This is a genomic window from Vampirovibrionales bacterium (assembly GCA_016712355.1).
GTDB lineage: Bacteria > Cyanobacteriota > Vampirovibrionia > Vampirovibrionales > Vampirovibrionaceae > JADJRF01.
On the sequence record JADJRF010000005.1, the window covers coordinates 470,100 to 485,553 of the forward strand.

Annotated in this window: 18 protein-coding genes; 6 read left to right on the plus strand and 12 right to left on the minus strand. The window is 60.8% G+C overall.

The window, feature by feature from the left end; all coding sequences use genetic code 11:
* Nucleotides 1-151: 151 nt before the first annotated feature.
* A complete protein-coding gene (locus IPK79_03605; GenBank protein ID MBK8189514.1) occupies nt 152-745 on the plus strand; it encodes a hypothetical protein in 594 nt (197 codons plus the stop codon).
* The gene (locus tag IPK79_03610) at nt 745-1,101 is read left to right on the plus strand and encodes a hypothetical protein (protein ID MBK8189515.1); all 357 of its coding nucleotides are present in this window, start codon (nt 745-747) and stop codon (nt 1,099-1,101) included. Before IPK79_03605 ends, IPK79_03610 begins: the two co-directional genes overlap by 1 nt.
* On the opposite strand, the gene IPK79_03615 is transcribed toward IPK79_03610, so the two are convergent.
* From IPK79_03615 to IPK79_03625, 3 genes are all read right to left on the minus strand, one after another.
* Entirely contained in the window at nt 1,081-1,815 is a 735-nt protein-coding gene (locus IPK79_03615; protein ID MBK8189516.1) for a ribonuclease HII, read from the minus strand. The genes IPK79_03610 and IPK79_03615 overlap by 21 nt on opposite strands.
* A gap of 36 nt (nt 1,816-1,851) precedes the next feature.
* On the minus strand, nt 1,852-3,561 hold the full coding sequence (locus IPK79_03620; protein ID MBK8189517.1) for a DUF1957 domain-containing protein: 1,710 nt from the start codon (nt 3,559-3,561) through the stop codon (nt 1,852-1,854).
* A gap of 294 nt (nt 3,562-3,855) precedes the next feature.
* The gene (locus IPK79_03625) at nt 3,856-4,164 is read right to left on the minus strand and encodes a hypothetical protein (GenBank protein ID MBK8189518.1); all 309 of its coding nucleotides are present in this window, start codon (nt 4,162-4,164) and stop codon (nt 3,856-3,858) included.
* 172 nt (nt 4,165-4,336) lie between these two features.
* On the opposite strand from IPK79_03625, the gene IPK79_03630 reads away from it, so the two are divergent.
* Complete coding sequence (locus IPK79_03630; GenBank protein MBK8189519.1) at nt 4,337-4,621, plus strand: hypothetical protein; 285 nt, start codon at nt 4,337-4,339, stop codon at nt 4,619-4,621.
* A 13-nt stretch (nt 4,622-4,634) separates the two neighbouring features.
* On the opposite strand, the gene IPK79_03635 is transcribed toward IPK79_03630, so the two are convergent.
* Genes IPK79_03635 through IPK79_03645 form a run of 3 tightly spaced genes read right to left on the minus strand, consistent with a single transcriptional unit; the run spans nt 4,635 to nt 7,733 of the window.
* A complete protein-coding gene (locus IPK79_03635; protein MBK8189520.1) occupies nt 4,635-5,612 on the minus strand; it encodes a MoxR family ATPase in 978 nt (325 codons plus the stop codon).
* Nucleotides 5,581-6,927, minus strand: a complete 1,347-nt coding sequence (locus IPK79_03640) for a hypothetical protein (protein MBK8189521.1) — start codon at nt 6,925-6,927, stop codon at nt 5,581-5,583. The genes IPK79_03635 and IPK79_03640 overlap by 32 nt, the downstream gene beginning before the upstream one ends.
* Complete coding sequence (locus tag IPK79_03645; GenBank protein MBK8189522.1) at nt 6,927-7,733, minus strand: DUF4129 domain-containing protein; 807 nt, start codon at nt 7,731-7,733, stop codon at nt 6,927-6,929. The genes IPK79_03640 and IPK79_03645 overlap by 1 nt, the downstream gene beginning before the upstream one ends.
* A gap of 143 nt (nt 7,734-7,876) precedes the next feature.
* Here IPK79_03645 and def point away from each other — a divergent pair, with 143 nt between their 5' ends.
* Nucleotides 7,877-8,473, plus strand: coding sequence for a peptide deformylase (def, locus tag IPK79_03650; protein ID MBK8189523.1), 597 nt, complete (start codon nt 7,877-7,879; stop codon nt 8,471-8,473).
* A 167-nt stretch (nt 8,474-8,640) separates the two neighbouring features.
* On the opposite strand, the gene IPK79_03655 is transcribed toward def, so the two are convergent.
* A complete protein-coding gene (locus IPK79_03655) occupies nt 8,641-9,864 on the minus strand; it encodes a hypothetical protein (GenBank protein ID MBK8189524.1) in 1,224 nt (407 codons plus the stop codon).
* Between the two features lie 291 nt (nt 9,865-10,155).
* Nucleotides 10,156-10,911 carry a hypothetical protein gene (locus IPK79_03660; GenBank protein ID MBK8189525.1) on the minus strand — a complete coding sequence of 252 codons (756 nt, stop codon included), beginning with the start codon at nt 10,909-10,911 and terminating at the stop codon, nt 10,156-10,158.
* A 608-nt stretch (nt 10,912-11,519) separates the two neighbouring features.
* Between IPK79_03660 and IPK79_03665 the strand changes: the two genes are divergently transcribed.
* Entirely contained in the window at nt 11,520-11,948 is a 429-nt protein-coding gene (locus tag IPK79_03665) for a thioredoxin family protein (protein ID MBK8189526.1), read from the plus strand.
* Here the strand turns inward: IPK79_03665 and IPK79_03670 are convergent.
* The 4 genes from IPK79_03670 to rpsF all read right to left on the minus strand — a co-directional run bounded on the left by IPK79_03670 (nt 11,923) and on the right by rpsF (nt 14,531).
* The gene (locus IPK79_03670) at nt 11,923-13,002 is read right to left on the minus strand and encodes a 3'-5' exonuclease (protein MBK8189527.1); all 1,080 of its coding nucleotides are present in this window, start codon (nt 13,000-13,002) and stop codon (nt 11,923-11,925) included. The two genes, IPK79_03665 and IPK79_03670, sit on opposite strands and share 26 nt — an antisense overlap.
* Before the next feature lie 135 nt (nt 13,003-13,137).
* Nucleotides 13,138-13,368: a 30S ribosomal protein S18 gene (locus IPK79_03675; protein ID MBK8189528.1), complete on the minus strand. Its 231-nt coding sequence runs from the start codon at nt 13,366-13,368 to the stop codon at nt 13,138-13,140.
* 48 nt (nt 13,369-13,416) lie between these two features.
* On the minus strand, nt 13,417-13,962 hold the full coding sequence (locus IPK79_03680; GenBank protein MBK8189529.1) for a single-stranded DNA-binding protein: 546 nt from the start codon (nt 13,960-13,962) through the stop codon (nt 13,417-13,419).
* A gap of 41 nt (nt 13,963-14,003) precedes the next feature.
* Nucleotides 14,004-14,531, minus strand: a complete 528-nt coding sequence (rpsF, locus tag IPK79_03685) for a 30S ribosomal protein S6 (GenBank protein MBK8189530.1) — start codon at nt 14,529-14,531, stop codon at nt 14,004-14,006.
* Between the two features lie 220 nt (nt 14,532-14,751).
* Between rpsF and IPK79_03690 the strand changes: the two genes are divergently transcribed.
* A complete protein-coding gene (locus IPK79_03690) occupies nt 14,752-15,435 on the plus strand; it encodes a hypothetical protein (protein ID MBK8189531.1) in 684 nt (227 codons plus the stop codon).
* The last annotated feature ends 19 nt before the right edge of the window (nt 15,436-15,454 follow it).

A 15,454-nucleotide genomic window follows, 5' to 3' on the forward strand; every position in this document is an offset into this window, starting at 1 on the left:
CGTCGGGGGTTCACGGGCGCGCGGGAGGCCGCCGGGTACGCGTCTCATTCGAATCGGGCCGCAAGCCCTGAAAATGCGAGGCCTGTCACGCAGAGACCTCACAAACCATCGCCACCACAAGAGCCGTTTCAAAAATCGGGGGATTATGGGAATGGGAACCGAAAGGATCATCACGCCGCAAGGCGGCGCTATTAAGTCTTACGTCTTCTTGTCAGGACGCAACGGCGCGCTGCAAGAAGAAGGCGGCCCGCCATCGGACGTCCGCGCCATCCAGATCACGGCGCCTGTTCACCTGTCCTCTGAAGCAAAAACAGAGCGTCTGGCGCTACAGGCCGCCATTCAATCGCAAGCCCGCGAAGAAATACTCCAGAAGCTAAAAGAGGCGCACCCCAATGGGCCTGAAATCACATTAGAGTCGATCAAACCTCCGATTGGTCCAAGCGACGCAATCGCGTTTCCGGCAATCTATACAGTCGAAATCAAAAACCCTGGCGGGTCCTCCACGCCCATTCGTCTGTGTGATCAATGGCAGGAAGAAAGCCGCAACGCCTCGCCCGCGACGAGATGGGATCCCAATACCAACGCCCATCAGAAGGATTTAGCCTCGGTGCAGTATCGTCACGCTGACACCGAGTCCTCGCTAACGCTTCGCGCGCCCGAGCTGGGTCAGCTCGACATCACCCGCGATGCAGCGTACTGCGCCTCAAAACCGACGTCCTCCCCAACCGCAGGAGATCGCCGCTAATGGAAACAGCCCGGCAATGCCACATACTCATTCCCAACACGACCGCCCCCGACACCGGTCGAGCCGATCCGCGACAGAGCATCGCGCACCTGGAAGCTGGGCAGTGCGTTTTTATCCAAAAGCCGGCTCAGCGCGCGCGTTCCAGTTTTGCCTTAGGTGAGGTTAGCGCTGAGAAAAGCCCTTTCAACAAGGCAGAAATCCGCTATTGCGGCGATTATTGGAGCATTCGCAGCGCGAGCAGCGGCGGCCATCACCTGCAACCCAATGATGGCCCCGGATTCATCGTGTTACCGTCTGAGGCCACCGTGACCGACACGTGCCAACGGCCGGTCAAATCAATCAAGCCGACATGGTAAAACGGCCATGGCGCGCCGGACAGGTTCGTACGTCGGGCGGTGCAGGGGCGTCGGGCCGTATCGCAGTAATGCCGCCTTGTGCGCCGGGGTCGGATAGCCCATATTGCGCTCCCAGCCATAAACCGGGTAGTCGCAAGCCGCCTGAATCGCCCATGCGTCGCGCGCCTGCTTGGCGATGACCGAGGCGGCCGCAATGGCAAACGAGCGCCCGTCGCCCTGAATCACCGGTTGCTGGCGCTCTTTCGGCCAGTCGGGCAAACGCATGCGCCCGTCTATCAACACCCACACCTCCTCCGCCAGTGGAGAAGGCGTAATCGCCGCCATGGCCGCCGCCAGCGCGCGCGCGCCCGCCAGCAGGGAGGCTTGCGCAATGTTCAGGCGCGCAATCTCTTCGACGCTGGCTTCGCCCACCCCCCAAATAGTCTGCGCGCGCAGAATACCGCTCAGACGCTCGCGGCAGTCCGGCGCAAGTTTTTTGGAGTCATCCAACGCCGCCAGTTCCGACGCGCTCGCCCAGCGCTTGTCCCCGGCAGTCGCCATGGCGCGCGGGACCAGCACCGCAGCCGCCACCACAGGGCCCATGCAACTGCCGCGCCCCACTTCGTCGATCCCGGCCAGCCACGCGATTGCCGGTCGTTCGGCCAGCACATCCGCGTCAAACGCCAGCAGGTCCGGCAGTTTTGAGGGTTTGCCCGACTTTGAAAGCGTCGCCATCCGCGTCAAGCGCCGCTAAGGCCGCGCCCGCAAGCGTTATCCGTTGGCGCTAATCGCATCGGCGGTGATTTGACAGCTCTTGACCGGCTCGGCATACCAGCGGTAGTCGATATCGGCAAAGGGATTGTCTTTCTCTTCCTGCCGTTGCAGTTCGGCTTCGTCCACCTGCCCTTCGCTGAGCATGGAACAGAGGCGGTTGAAGTTGGAGACATGCTCCTGAAAGCGCTCTTCGGCGTAGTCCTTGGCCTGGAACGTCGTGACCAGAAATGGCCAGTCGCTGCTTTCCAGCAACAGCAGCTCACGGAAGGCCTGATTCAGCACGCGCGTTTCCAACGGGTTGGCGCCGTCGCGATAGCGATCCACCACGCCTTTATAGCGGGCTTCGGCATCGTGAATAATCGGCCACATCCAGTCTGTATTGGGGTTACGCCACACCCAGTAGTGTCCGCCTTGTCCCCAGGTGCTTTCAGGCAGCACGATGGCCTGTTTCGGCGGATTCGTCTCGATGTAGTCGCCCGCCGACTGAACGGCGACGCCCTCGACTTTGTTCATACGCCGGATGACGGCTTTCAGCCAGGCCACGCCTTCAAACCACCAGTGACCAAACAACTCGGTATCAAACGACACCATCAGCAGGCCTTGCTCTTGGGTGGCCTCGTAATTGTCTTTGAGCAGGTGATAGCACAGATTGACGAAGTGCTCGGCCTGAGATTCCACCTGACGGAAGGCCAGCACCGGATCATAGAGCATCTTGTTGCCCAGATCGCAGTCTTTGCCGGTCAGACGCCAATAGTGCAGGCCGGAGATGTCATCTTTCTTGTGAAACTCGCGGTAGAGGCCGTCGCCGGGATAGCCGTGCGCCGCCGACCACACCTGAAAACTCGCGCGATCGTTACGCCCCATCACCGCCACCGGATAATCCTTCATCCAGTAGGCGTCATAGGTACTCAGCCCGGTCGGCTTGATATGCGAGACGGGAATATACTCAATGTTGCCGTAAATCCCGAAGACGCGCCGCTCGACCGAGGTTTTCGCGCCTTCAATGGCGTGATACTCGGTAAAGAAGTACTTGAGGTTGTTCTCGTACAGGTAGGCGTCGGTGGAAGGGCGCACAACGGGCTCGCCTGTGACGGGATCCAGATAGCGTTGCGCAGGCATGTAGGCGCATTCCGGCAGCCAGCAGCCGCGCGGGGCGCGCCCGAACAGGCGCTTATAGGCTTCAGAGCCCACTTTAAACTGGGCATTGGCGCTGGCCTTTTCGCCCAGCAAAGGCGTAAAGCCGTGGGTTGCGCCGGAGGTAGTGATGTCAATGGCGCCCGCGTCCTGCAGCTTGCGGAACGCGCCGATGACGTCGCGGCCGTAGCGTTTTTCGAAGGCGTCCAGACTCTGTTGATACCAATCGACGTAGAAATTCGCGAGAAACGCCAGATGCTGCGAATGCGGCGTGTAATGGTTGGGATAGCGCGCGCAGTCTTCTTGCGCCGCCTTCAGCCGTACGGACAGATACTGGACAAAGCCTTCCTGCAGATGCGGATCCGCCAACTGCTCAGCGAGAATGGGCGTAATACCCACGGTGATATTGGCCTTCACGCCCTCTTCAAGCAGGTCTTGCAGCATATTGAGCAGGGGCAGATAGGTTTCCGCCATGCATTCGTAGAGGTTTTCTTCGCCGAAGGGCCACATACCTGCCTTGCGGTAGTAGGGCAGATGGCTGTGCAGCATCAGGACAAACGATCCGAAACCCATCCGTGACGTTCCTTTCTCCGGCTCAATGTAAGCGTTTCTATGAGATTTCCCAAAAACACTGCCACAGCGTCCGTCCGCATGCGCGGGTGGGATTCAGCATCTAGGGGAGTGCAAGTTTGAGGTATTCTACATCAGCCCCCCCGGATTTGAAAGCCCTCCTCCCGGCTTATTTGCAAAAAAACGCTCTCAGGCCGTGCAGCAGAGCCGAAGGGCGTTTTAAAAATCCTCTAGGCGCGGTATTTTGAGGGAACAATGGAGAATAATTCTCAATAAAAACCTGCGCCGCGCAGGGGCTTATTCTGGAAGCGGCGTTGAGGCCATGGGTTCGACGGGCGCATCCGCCGCCGGTTCGGCCAGTTCGGGAGAATTCGCCCATTTGACGCGAAGGGCCAGCGTATCCAGTTGTTTGGAGTCGCTTAGAAATTCCGTCACCGTGGCCAGCAGAATCACCCAGCAGGCCGCGCGCGACCCATCGGGATGATAGGTCTCGATCTCAACGGACTCGGGCTCGACGCTCAGCAGGCGTCCGACGTAGCACTGGCCCAGCGGGCCCTGGCGCAACATCACAAAGCGATTCAACAGGGGCAGCAGCTTGCGGTACATGCGGGCGTTTCCTGCGGTTGCAATGGGGTGAGTCTGGCGTGCGTCTATTGTACCGCAAGCCATGCGCGTCTGAAGTGATGTCCTTGCGCAAGGCGCATTTTTTCAGTATCAGGGCGTTTATTCAAAAAAAGCGCGTGTCTTTTTAGCCCCCACCCTTCAGGAGCCATGGACCATGATGATACCCCCCGCCCGCTTCGGCGCTGTTCGCGATGACGCCGTTGTCGCAGGCCGCCAATTGAAAATTGACCCAAAGGTAATCGAAGAAGTCATAAGACAAGGTACCAATATCGTGACCAGAACGGATGCTCTTCAATCAGGCGGCTCTGTGACAATAATCGCTAATAAACCTTATAGTACAAAACTCGGCTCCACGATGAGACGCGTCGACGCTTTAGGCCCTAAGGGCATTCCCTTCACCATCACAGACTCTCGTCCAGGCCGCTTTTTCACAGCCTAACGCCGCCGCGCGCTCACTTGGGCGCAGGGATTTTCCCCAGGGTTTGACGCACAATGTCGTCTGCGGTAAGGCCGTCAAGCTCGGCCTGCGCGCTTAAAATCAGGCGATGGCGCATCACCGCAGGAGCGGCGACCTTGACGTGATCGGGAGTCACAAAGTCGTCGCCGGACAAGGCGGCAAAGGCGCGGGCGGCGCTCATCAGGGCCAGCGCGGCGCGCGGACTGCATCCGAGATCCAGCGCCGGATTGCGACGCGTATCATGTAAGATCTGCAAGAGATAGTCCATGATCTGGCCATCGACGCGAATCGCGCTTAGAGCGCGCCGACAGGCCATGATCTCCTCGGGCGATGTCTGCGCGGCGAGCGGCTCGCCTGACGCGGAGCGCCCGGCGGCGTCTTCGTTAAGGCCTGCTGCGGATTCCAGCATGCGACGCTCGGCTTCCATCGGCGGGTAGTCGATGCGGATCTTCATCATGAAGCGATCGAGCTGGGCCTCGGGCAGCGGATACGTCCCCTCAAATTCAATGGGATTGAGCGTCGCCATCACCGTAAACAGGGGAGAAAGCGCATGGCGTTCGCCATCGACGGTGACCTGACGCTCTTCCATCGCTTCGAGCAGAGCGGATTGCGTTTTAGGCGGCGTGCGATTGATTTCGTCGGCCAGCAGCAGATCGGTGAACACGGGCCCGGGACTAAAGCGAAACGCGCGGCTATTGAGGTCATACACGCTCGCGCCGACGATTTCGGCAGGCAGCATGTCCGGCGTTAACTGAATACGACGGAACCCCGCGCCGGACAACTCTGACAGGCGCTTGACCAGCGTGGTTTTCGCGGTGCCGGGCGGGCCTTCCAGCAACAAGTGCCCGCCGCAGATCAGCCCCACAGCCAGTGATTCAATCACCTCGCGCTGGCCGTAAACCTGCCCGCAGAGGCCCTCTATCAGGCGACGGCCCAGCGATTCAAGCGACGTCGCGGCGGAAGCGGGGTCCATGGTCAAGGGTCTCCTGTAGGCGGCTGATTTGCTGGGACAATCCGAGCAGCGTCTTGCCCGGCATGGGCGGCGAGTCGGGCCCGATGGCGCGCAACGTCGCGAGCAGGCGCGGCGCGGCGGGACGCGCTAACGCATCGAAAACCGCCATAATGGCATTCTCGTCCTCGAGCGCGCGCATGTCCAGACGATAACGCGCGCGCAGAACCTGAGCAAGCGCGCGGATCTGAGGTCCCAGCGCCAGCTCAGGCGATTGCGTCTTACGGTAATGCCAGGCCAGCGAATCGGCGAACGCCCGTTCGGCGGCTGACGCGCGCGCATCCGGCATTCGCACGGGACGCCACGGACGCGCAGCGGCCCACAGGCCCAGGAGCGCGAGCAGGAGCAAGAGGCGCGCGCTACCGGCAAGGGGCGTGCGCATGTAATAACTCAGCAGGTTGGGCGCTTGCTGATAGCCGTGCACATACTCGTTTATCCAGACAGGCTTGCCCTCGCGGGTCAGGACATTGGCCATAAACTGCAAGTTATCGGCGCCCGTGTCCATCAGGTACCGGTTGCTGACCAGATCGGGGGCGCTGGCGACAATCACGCGCCCTTTGCCAAGCGGCGTCTCCATCATGACGGCGCGCCCTACGTCATCGCGTAACAGAATACGGCTCTGACGCGACGGTTGCAGGCGGGCCGCACTGCGCGTTCGGACCGGCGCGGCGACAAAACGGGTTAAGGCCGCAGGCGCATCGGCAGGCGTCGATAGCGTGAATTCGCGTCGAAACGTCGCCGCATCCGGTTTCATCTGGTGGCCGGTTTTGTCAGACGTACCCTGCGACGCGCGCGCCAGCGCAACAGGTTGCGGGATCAGCCCGGTCATTTCCTTCAGCAGGCGGCGATCCGCCAGCGAGGCGAAGTTGTCCAGCCAGATGAGCGTGTGCCCTTCGGCGATCCAGCGAATCAGGCGATGGCGAAAAGACGCCTCGCGCACCGCTTGTCGAGACGCGTCCCGTTCGTGAGGAGCGCTAAACGCGCTGCCGGACGGGGCGACAATCACCAAGGCGATGCGAGACAAATCGCTGCCGGCTTCTGCGGATTGTCGCAGGAGCGTCTGAAAATCGTCACGCCACACGCCCACAGGCATCCCGCTTCGCGCCATGGCCTCGCGCCAGCCCAAAGCCCCTTGCGGACGGGCGCTAAAGACGGAAGGATCATCCTGTTTCGCGCCTTCTCCCGGCGGCGGCCCCTTGGCGAGTTGCGCAAGACCCGACAGCAGCGCCAGCGCTGCGATCACCAGCGTCAACGACAGCCAGAAGCGCGGGTGACGCATCAGGCGCCTCCTTGCGTCAAGACGACGGGCGCGGCGGTTTTCAGCGTATTTTCGAGCGATTTCTCCAGCGCATCGCTCTGGGCAAGGCATTCGTCAAAGCGCTCGGCGTTGAGAACCCGGGCGCCAAAACGCGCCGCTTCAAAGGTCCGGCTCAGAGCGGCAAAAGACGCCGACGCCCCGCGCGCCTCGCCGCCACAGCCCGCCAGACGGCGCAGAATCTCCAGACGCGTGCGGCTCGCATCGTACGGCGCCCAGCCGACTTCATCGAGTCGACGCACAGCGGCCAGATACAGCTCGCGCACGCCCGCCTCGAATTGTCCCAGAGAGGCCAGACGCGCAGCCTCTCGCCGGTGCGCAGCCGCGCTTGTGTAAGCCGTCTCGCTGCCTGAGGCCAATCGCGGCGCGCGCGCAGCCATCCAGCGGCGATAGCGACGCCGCGCCCACGAAAACCCGACAACAAGCCCCATCAGTAGGGCCGTCAGAGCGATGGTCAGAAAAATCCCTTTCAGCGCCGTGAGAATCCCGGCATGGAGGGCTTGCGTGTCTGGCGACGTAAGCGTTTTACCGAACCATCGCGCAATTTCACTCAGCATGGAGGTCAGCGCATCGCCCAGACGCGCCAGAGCGTCATCAATCCAGCCCTTCCACTGCGGAAACCAGCGATCCAGAAAGTGAGGAAGCGATGGATTTGGCTGAAATTCCCGCATCTGGCGAACCCCCGCCAGCGCCGGATGCAAATCGACCGGGTGCGCGGGCGGCGGCGGGACAGACGCCACAGCCAGAACAGAAAACGCGGAAAACGGCATGACGGCCCCGTTACGGCCTGGAAGTCCACGCCGCCCGTAGAATCGACTATAATACCTAGTAGTCAGTATACCCCAGCCCCGCCCATATCAGCGCCCGGCGCGCGGAGGATGGGGCGTAGCCGCTCTGGAAAGGGTCTGGACCCGTGGCGATTCTCAAAATTGTGGAATATGGCGACCCGCGCCTGCGTCAGCCGACTGAGCGCGTGCAGAAGATTTCAGCCAAAATCAAGCGGCTGGTCGCCGACATGTTCGACACGATGTACGCCAATAATGGCGTGGGGCTAGCGGCCCCCCAAGTCGGCGAGCTGAAGAAGCTCTTTGTGCTGGACTGCTCGACCGATGATGCGCCTTTGCCGCAAATGGTGATGATCAATCCTGTCCTTGCGCGGCGCAGCGGCGCGATTTACAGCAAGGAAGGCTGTCTCAGTTTTCCCGGCGTGTATACCGATGTGAAGCGCTATGCCAACGTCACAGTACGCTTTATGGATCTGGACGGTCGCCGCCGCGAACTGACCGTCGAAGGCGGCGGCCTGCTGTGCCGCGCCATTCAGCATGAATATGATCATCTGGAAGGCGTGCTCTTTGTCGATCACGTTGTGGACCGCTTCACGACAGACGCACAGTTGCAGGAACATCGCCTGCCCCCCATCGATCCCCAGCGGATTCTCGAAGAACCGGATCTGGACCGCGTGTTGATGGGCATCGCCCCCGACGCGCCGCCGCCGAGCGCCGCGCTCTAAAGAAAAAGCCCCCTTCCGCTCAGGAAGAGGGTTGTGGTTAGGTTGGTGGTGTTGGAATGGAGGTTGTGGTGATGGGTCCGGTAGGATGAACGCGCCGCTGGCCTTTCGCCGTTTGGGCGGGCGTCCGCTCTTGCTTCTCTCTTAATCTTGATTCCGTTCGATTTGGCCTAGTAGCGCACGCCATTGCCCGGCGTGTAATTGCCTTGCGCCCCACTATTGGCTCTCAACGCGGCGAGAATGTCGGCTTTTTCCACAGTGGCGTCATACCAGCCCGGGCGGTTATTAGCGACCGTCAACATGTTGTAGTCTTCGTCAAAGCGCGGATTATTGACGTCGATTTTACCGACAGAGCGGCCGTGAAGCGCATTAAAGGCGGCAGCGGCTTCTTTCATCTGGCTGGCGCTGATGGCTTCGCCATCCATCCAGCTCACGTAGCTGTCGTTATAGCGCTCAATATGATCCACCAGGAAATTCAGGAAGCGCGGATCACGAATCGACAGATCCGTCGGCGCGCCTTTCTGACGAGCAGACGAGCGCTCCAGCGCGATCTGGAAGTCGTCTTTACTCAGGCCGCGCACATCGGTATATTCGTTGCGAGAGCCGACTGTGCCGCCGAAGTAGTAGCTCGCCAGACCGAGCGCAACCCCGCCGACGGCGCCCAGGACAAGGGACACCGGCAGGGTAGACAGGCCCACAATTGCGCCGACAACCGCGCCGGCGCCCAGACCAAGCCCAAGCCCGGCAAAGGTTCTCTTCAGGCCAGGCGCCCAGTTGGCGTCGTGGTAGTTGTTCTGGTTATCGCCGATAAAGCGATCGGCCATCTGACTGATTTTGTCTTTGGGATATTGGGCGTACAGCGCCATCGGGCTGAGTCCCTGCGCCCCGTAGAAGCGCTCCAGCAGGCCAATCAGGCGGTCCTTTGGCATCGTGAAGTCAAAGGTATTTTTTAAGACGCCGTCGTATTTCTCTGCGGCGAATTTCAGGAAATCCGGGTTGGAGAACGGGCCGTACAGCTCGCCGCGCGCATCGCGGCTCATCATCTCGATATAGCTGCCCGGACGTTGCGACACGCCGCCGGGAGCGGTCATGGCGTAGTACGGGTCGCCCATCGCGCCAAAGCCGCCCATCGCGCCGATACCGCCAAGACCCAGCGCGCCAAACAGCGGATCCATCCCGCCTGTAACGCCGCCTGTCGCAGCGCCGCCAGCGCCCGCAGCGGCCCCATAACCGGCATTGACTCCACCGCTGGAGGCCCAGGCCTGCTGAAACATCGGCGAATAGAGGTACGCCATTGCGCCGCCCATATACCATTGGCTCAGGTCACTGGGCGAAAAAAGGGCCTGACCGGCAGCATTATAGACCGGCATTCCCGGAACGGCTTGATTCGTCATGAGTAGTCTCACTCCCTCACCCGCGGACGCGTCACGCGCGCTTCCCTTCAGAAAACGGCGTCCGGCGCGCTCGCGCAGACTTAAAACCTCGATAACGGCTCTTTTCCCGATCCAGACCTGTTTGTCACGGCGTCTGGATCACTCCCTGCTGGTATAAAACCCGTCGCGAGGATTTTTGTGCCACCGAAATTTCAAAAACATGCAAAAATGCCCGAATCCACCGTGATGGCGCGATCCGGGCATTTCATACATGTCAAATCTGGCAGACAGTCTTTGCGAGCGTCGCAGCCGTTAAGGCGTTGTCACCTCAGACGCGGACGTTTTGGCGTCCGAGGACGCGGGCTCGCCTTCGGCTTTCGGCAACGCGTTTGGAGACGCGTCGTCCTGCGAGGTCGCTTGCAAGTCACGGCGCTTATCGCGGCCCTTTTCGCGCGGATGACGACGCCACAGGCCCGCCCACGATTCGCGCCAGCGTTGCAGCGCGCCCATCCATTGCTCGACAGTGTTCATCGTCAGCATGGTCTGCACCCAGTTGCGCAGGTTGGGGTCTTTATCGGGCTGATCGAGGAAGCCACGCAAATCGGCGGCCTGATCGCGATGCAGCATCAGGCGGCCCATGGCGGCCAGGGCGTCGCGCTCGATTTTTTTCGGGATCCCGATGCGCAACTCCAGCGCCAGCAGGCGAATCAGGTTCGGATTGCCGCTTTTGGCCATCTCGCGGAAGCGTTTTTTCTCGTGATCCGCGTACGGCGCGCCGCGACGGGTCTCTGCGCGCTTAATATAGCGGCTAATATAGGCCGGGTTAAACTTCTCGACGTCGATGGATTCAACCAGCGCGTTATATTTCTCTTCAAGGTCTTCCAGCGCTTGCGCGGCGGCTGTCGTCTGGCGCTCCAGCGACGAAGAGGCCAGCAAATCAGCGCTTTCAGCCTCGTCGACCGGGCCGACCAGCGCTTCAAGGCCAAACAGCGAAGCGGCTTTTTTGGGCTTCAGCGCCGCGTTTGAAGACGACGCGGCGGGCCGGCGTAACTGTACCTGCGGAAACATCACGTGGCAATCCCTTTGTGGCAGCAACTCTAACTCATGGGCAACCACGCGGCCTGTTTTCTAAGGCTTGGCGCGCCCGGCAATAGAATGACTCTAATCTCTTGAAAACGCTCTCTATCTGTTATCTGGTAGTGTTTTGGGAGAATTATGACTGAGAAAAAGAGGGAAGGAACAGGATTTCTCTCGTTTCCCGCAAACCGGGCCTCTGGCGGCTGAGTCTAAATGCTTTTTTTCAAATGCCCTGCGGATGAAGCGGCGGCGTCTGAGGGGGCTGCGTTGAAACCCGTGTGATTCAAGCTCGCATTTAGATTTGGATACAGGTTTTGCGGGAATGATGGAGATTCTAACAAGCGAGTTGTACGAGGGAAATAGTATATGACAAAAAAATTTTACGAAATTTGATGCGCCGACGTTCATTGACGCGAAAGACGCCGCCGCATAAAATGCCTCGACAGACATTCAGGCGCGCGCGCCTCGCAATGCATCGCCCTTTGGCGTCATGCGCGGCATGGCCTGGGCCCTTCGGAACCTTGCGCAAGACCGCTCGTCCTCAGGCTTACGGTCTTCACGCACGCCCCGTGTTCCCTCAACCACAGGATTCACCTGCCATGACAGACTCGCTCACCTCAGATCCCGTCGAAACCAAACGCGCGGGCGGATGGCTGCTGCCCGGATTCTTCGTCGTCGGCGCGTTGATTGCGTTCACTGGCCTGATGACGGCTGAAGCCCAGGAAGCGCGGGGATCACTGGTCGCCTTTACGGCCAACTGGTGCGCCGCCTGCCGCGACGTCACGCCGCTGGTCTCGGAAATCGGTCAGCAAAACGGCATGAACGTCACGATTATTGACGTCGACGATCCGGCCGCGCCCAAGCGCGCCAAATCATTCGGCCTGACGATTCCGGGGCGCGATCTGCCGCAGGTGTACGTCGTGCAAGGCGGCGTCTCGCGCCTGGCGCTGGACGGGGCCTCGGTCGGCTACGGGCAGACGGATGCCGTACGAGCGCGCCTGCTTAAGGGGATTCAGGGTTCTCGCTAACGCCTGCGGATGAGCCGTCTTCAGCCTCAGCGCTGGCGTCCTCAACCTTGTCGACGACCGGCTCTTCGGCCTTGGGCGAAGGCTTGATGAACGTAATGGTGCGCGTCTCGGTAATTGTCGAGCGCGCGCTGCGCAGCTGATCCCGGATGTCGGCATCGAGCGACTGGCTGTCCACCAGCTTGTCGAGCGCGCGCGAATTCAGGCGCGAGCCGCGCTCCACCAGGCCGGATGAAAACAGCAAGGGCCAGACGGCTGCGTCATCATACTCATAGCTGCGGCGCGTGTTGGAGACCATCATTTCGCCGGTGGTCGCCGTCAGCGGCTTGCCGCCTTCGGTAAAGTGCAGCTTGAAGATTTCCTTCAGGTCGCTCATTTCAGAGTGCATCATCTGGATAGCGCGCTGCATGCGCAAGTAGCGCTCAAGCAGGTACTCCACATGCGGCAATTGCGCAAACTGCCACTGATAGCGCTGAATATACAATTGACGCAGGCGCGGATAGACTTGCGCCAGACACATGGCGTCATCGAGCGCGCGGTGTTTGACTTCAGGATTGTAGCCAAACCGCGCCAGCAGCGACGACAGCCCGTGAGAGGGTTCATCGGGGAAGACGCAGCGATAGAGTTCCAGCGTGTCGATGCGACGAATTTTCCACGACTTGCTGTACAGACGCTTATGCGCGGCGTTGATAAAACTGTAGTCAAAAATCGCGTTGTGGGCCGCAAACGGCGTCTCGCCCATAAATTCCAGTAGACGCGGAATCACCACGTCTTCGCCGGGCGCATCGGCGATCATCTCTTCGCTGATGCCATGGATCTGGAAACTGGAATGGCGAATTGGTACGCCGGGATTAATCAGCTCGCTGAAGCTAGCCACCACCTCGCCCGCTTCGAGGCGCACGGCGGCGACTTCAATCAGGCGCTCAACCTTATGGTCGAGTCCCGTGGTCTCGGTATCCAGCAGAATCAGCGAATCGGCGGCGCGCTCAGGATTGGACTCAGCGACCGCCGCAAGCAGCGGCGGCAAAGGCGCGGGCGGGTGGTCAGACACAGACATAGACATCCACAGTGGGGACGCGCGTCAGGCGCGCGGCATGTTGAAACACAAACGGCAACCGCGCCGTTGGCGTTATCGTCTCACCACCGGCGCGGATTGTCTAGAAGCGAGGCGCGCATGCGCGAACGCGGCGCGTCAGGCGCCTTCAATAATAGCGGCCAGCAGACCGGAGGTCCGGGCGCGCTTGACGGCTTTGGCCAGGCGGCGCTGATAGAAGGCGCTCACCCCGGTAATGCGCCGAGGCAGGATTTTGCCGCGATCGGTCAGAAAGCGGCGCAACATGCCGACATCTTTGAAATCGATGTACTCGATATTGTTCGCGGAGAAAAAGCAGGATTTCTTTTTGGATTTAAAGTCTCTGGCCATGGTCCTCGTTTCCGGCAGTTGGGGGGAGTGCAGTGCGACACGAACGGGTTAAAACGGGATATCGTCCTCGCTGAAAGCGTCTTCCAGCGGGAAGGCGGAGCCCGACGAAGCCGACGACGCCGGATGATGCGAAGCAGCGCCCGCAATAGCAGGGGCTGGCGCACGCGACGCCTGCGGAGCCGGGGCGGCGGCAGGGGCAGTAGCGGGGCGCGGGCGCGACGACGAGGCGGCCGAGCTGGCGTCAGAAGACGAGGCCGGGGCCAATGCCTCAATGGCGCCATGGACCACGCTAAGCGCAGAGGCCTCAATGGCGAAATTCTTCTTGGGCGCGCCGTCTGAACCTTGCACGGCGTCCATTTGCAGCTTGCCTTCCACCAGCACCGTTTGCTGCGGGGCGAGCGATTCGGCGGCGGCGTCAGCCAGACGGTTCCAGCAGGTGATTTTGACCGTAAAGGGCGCTTCCGGGGCAAACGATCCGCGCGCTGGGGCGCTGACGGACACGTCAAACGTCACCACCGCGTTGCCGTTGGGGGTATAGCGCTTTTCCGGCGCATTGAGAACGATTCCCGACAAGAGGATTTTAGCGAGCGACACCGGCGTTCAACTCCTTGCGTCTAACGAGCAAGACGCGCTCACTAGCGCGCATCGCCCTGCTGAGGCTGCTGTGGTTGCGGCTGTTGCTGTCCCTGAGGCTGCGAGAAGGGCGGGCGACGTCCGGCCATCGGGCCGCCGGGGCCGCGAAATTCTCCGCGAGGACCGCGCGAATCGCCACGAGGGCCGCGATCGCGATCGCGTCCTTCGTGATCCCGCGGAGGGCGCGGGGTGGTGAGGGTTTTAAAGGCGAGGGCGTCGAGGCTGACGATCGTCAGACGCAGCACGTCTTCGCTCAGGGTGGCCGTACGGCGGAAGACTTCCACCGACGCCGGATCCATCTCGACCAGGCACGTGACGATAAAGCCGTCTTTCACCCGGTTGATTTCATACGCCAGCCGCTTGCGGCCCAGTCGCTCCAGGCGAATCATCTTGTGTTCGATGCCTTTAAACAGGCGATCCACGATTTTTTGCACGTTATCGCCGCCATCGGCGTCGACAAACGGGCGTAAGACTATCAGGGCGTCGTAAGTTTTCACGCGTTCCACCATTCCTTCCACCGGGGACGTCAAGAGGAACCACTCTACCCAGAACGCGACGGAATTTCAAGGCGCCATCGCGCGCGCCTCATCACATGACCGGCGAGAACGCGCGCGCTGACAACGAAAATCTTAATAATTACAAGATTTAAAAAGCTAGACAAACACAGATATATATAGTATATTTTTAATAGTGGTACTCGACGTCCAGTTGGGGTTGTTTACAGATTTAACTTTCGGAGGACGATTTCTCGTGACGCTGCCGCTCGTGCGTTCTCGGCCCGCCCTGTTTTTCATGACGTTCATGAAGGACGGCGACTTAATGCGAGATCTCACCCGCGCCGTGTTTCACGCGAAACAGAAAGCCGTCTCTACCTGGGCCCGCTGCTCTTACGCCGCGCGTCTGCCCGGCCTGAAAGCGCTATTGCGCAGCCAGGCAACCGAGGCCCCGCCCGCGAAACCGGACGTGATTGAAGACTTACTAGAGGCAGTCAAGACGCCCGCGCGTTCCAGAACGTCGCGCGGCGCCGCGCCCGTTCGGTCATCCGCTACGCCTCCGGCCCCCCGTCGCCGGGCGGCCGCTCTTGGCAAACCGCGCTCGCCCGCGTTCCCCACACGAGTTTTACGGCGCTGGATCAAGCGCAAGGCCTTTTTACTCAGGCATCAGGCCATGATTGAGCGCGATCTGTCCCTCTGGCCGCTGGAGGCCGTCTGCTGGAAGACGTTTGTGCAGATGAGCAGACGTCAGCGCCAGCGTTACGCCCGGCGAATTTTACGCCCGCGCAAAGCGCTCGAATGGGCCGAATGGCTCGTGAGCGAACCCGGCGAGCACCCCGAAAGCGGGCGCTATCGCACCGCTGGTAAGCCTGCGTCTTCTGCAAGCGGCCCTGACAACGCCGCGCCTGCGCGCTATTTGCATGACCGCAGCCCGCCCTAGACGCTTCAAACAGTCCGGC

Bases quoted from the DNA above. Each gene is read 5' to 3' on its own strand.
- IPK79_03620 (MBK8189517.1), bottom strand. From the start codon at position 3,561: ATGGGTTTCGGATCGTTTGTCCTGATGCTGCACAGCCATCTGCCCTAC.
- IPK79_03655 (MBK8189524.1), bottom strand. From the start codon at position 9,864: ATGACGAATCAAGCCGTTCCGGGAATGCCGGTCTATAATGCTGCCGGT.
- IPK79_03625 (MBK8189518.1), bottom strand. From the start codon at position 4,164: ATGTACCGCAAGCTGCTGCCCCTGTTGAATCGCTTTGTGATGTTGCGC.
- IPK79_03640 (MBK8189521.1), bottom strand. From the start codon at position 6,927: ATGCGTCACCCGCGCTTCTGGCTGTCGTTGACGCTGGTGATCGCAGCG.
- IPK79_03675 (MBK8189528.1), bottom strand. From the start codon at position 13,368: ATGGCCAGAGACTTTAAATCCAAAAAGAAATCCTGCTTTTTCTCCGCG.
- IPK79_03630 (MBK8189519.1), top strand. From the start codon at position 4,337: ATGATGATACCCCCCGCCCGCTTCGGCGCTGTTCGCGATGACGCCGTT.
- IPK79_03610 (MBK8189515.1), top strand. From the start codon at position 745: ATGGAAACAGCCCGGCAATGCCACATACTCATTCCCAACACGACCGCC.
- IPK79_03665 (MBK8189526.1), top strand. From the start codon at position 11,520: ATGACAGACTCGCTCACCTCAGATCCCGTCGAAACCAAACGCGCGGGC.
- IPK79_03635 (MBK8189520.1), bottom strand. From the start codon at position 5,612: ATGGACCCCGCTTCCGCCGCGACGTCGCTTGAATCGCTGGGCCGTCGC.
- IPK79_03605 (MBK8189514.1), top strand. From the start codon at position 152: ATGGGAACCGAAAGGATCATCACGCCGCAAGGCGGCGCTATTAAGTCT.
- IPK79_03615 (MBK8189516.1), bottom strand. From the start codon at position 1,815: ATGGCGACGCTTTCAAAGTCGGGCAAACCCTCAAAACTGCCGGACCTG.
- IPK79_03645 (MBK8189522.1), bottom strand. From the start codon at position 7,733: ATGCCGTTTTCCGCGTTTTCTGTTCTGGCTGTGGCGTCTGTCCCGCCG.
- IPK79_03660 (MBK8189525.1), bottom strand. From the start codon at position 10,911: ATGTTTCCGCAGGTACAGTTACGCCGGCCCGCCGCGTCGTCTTCAAAC.
- IPK79_03670 (MBK8189527.1), bottom strand. From the start codon at position 13,002: ATGTCTGTGTCTGACCACCCGCCCGCGCCTTTGCCGCCGCTGCTTGCG.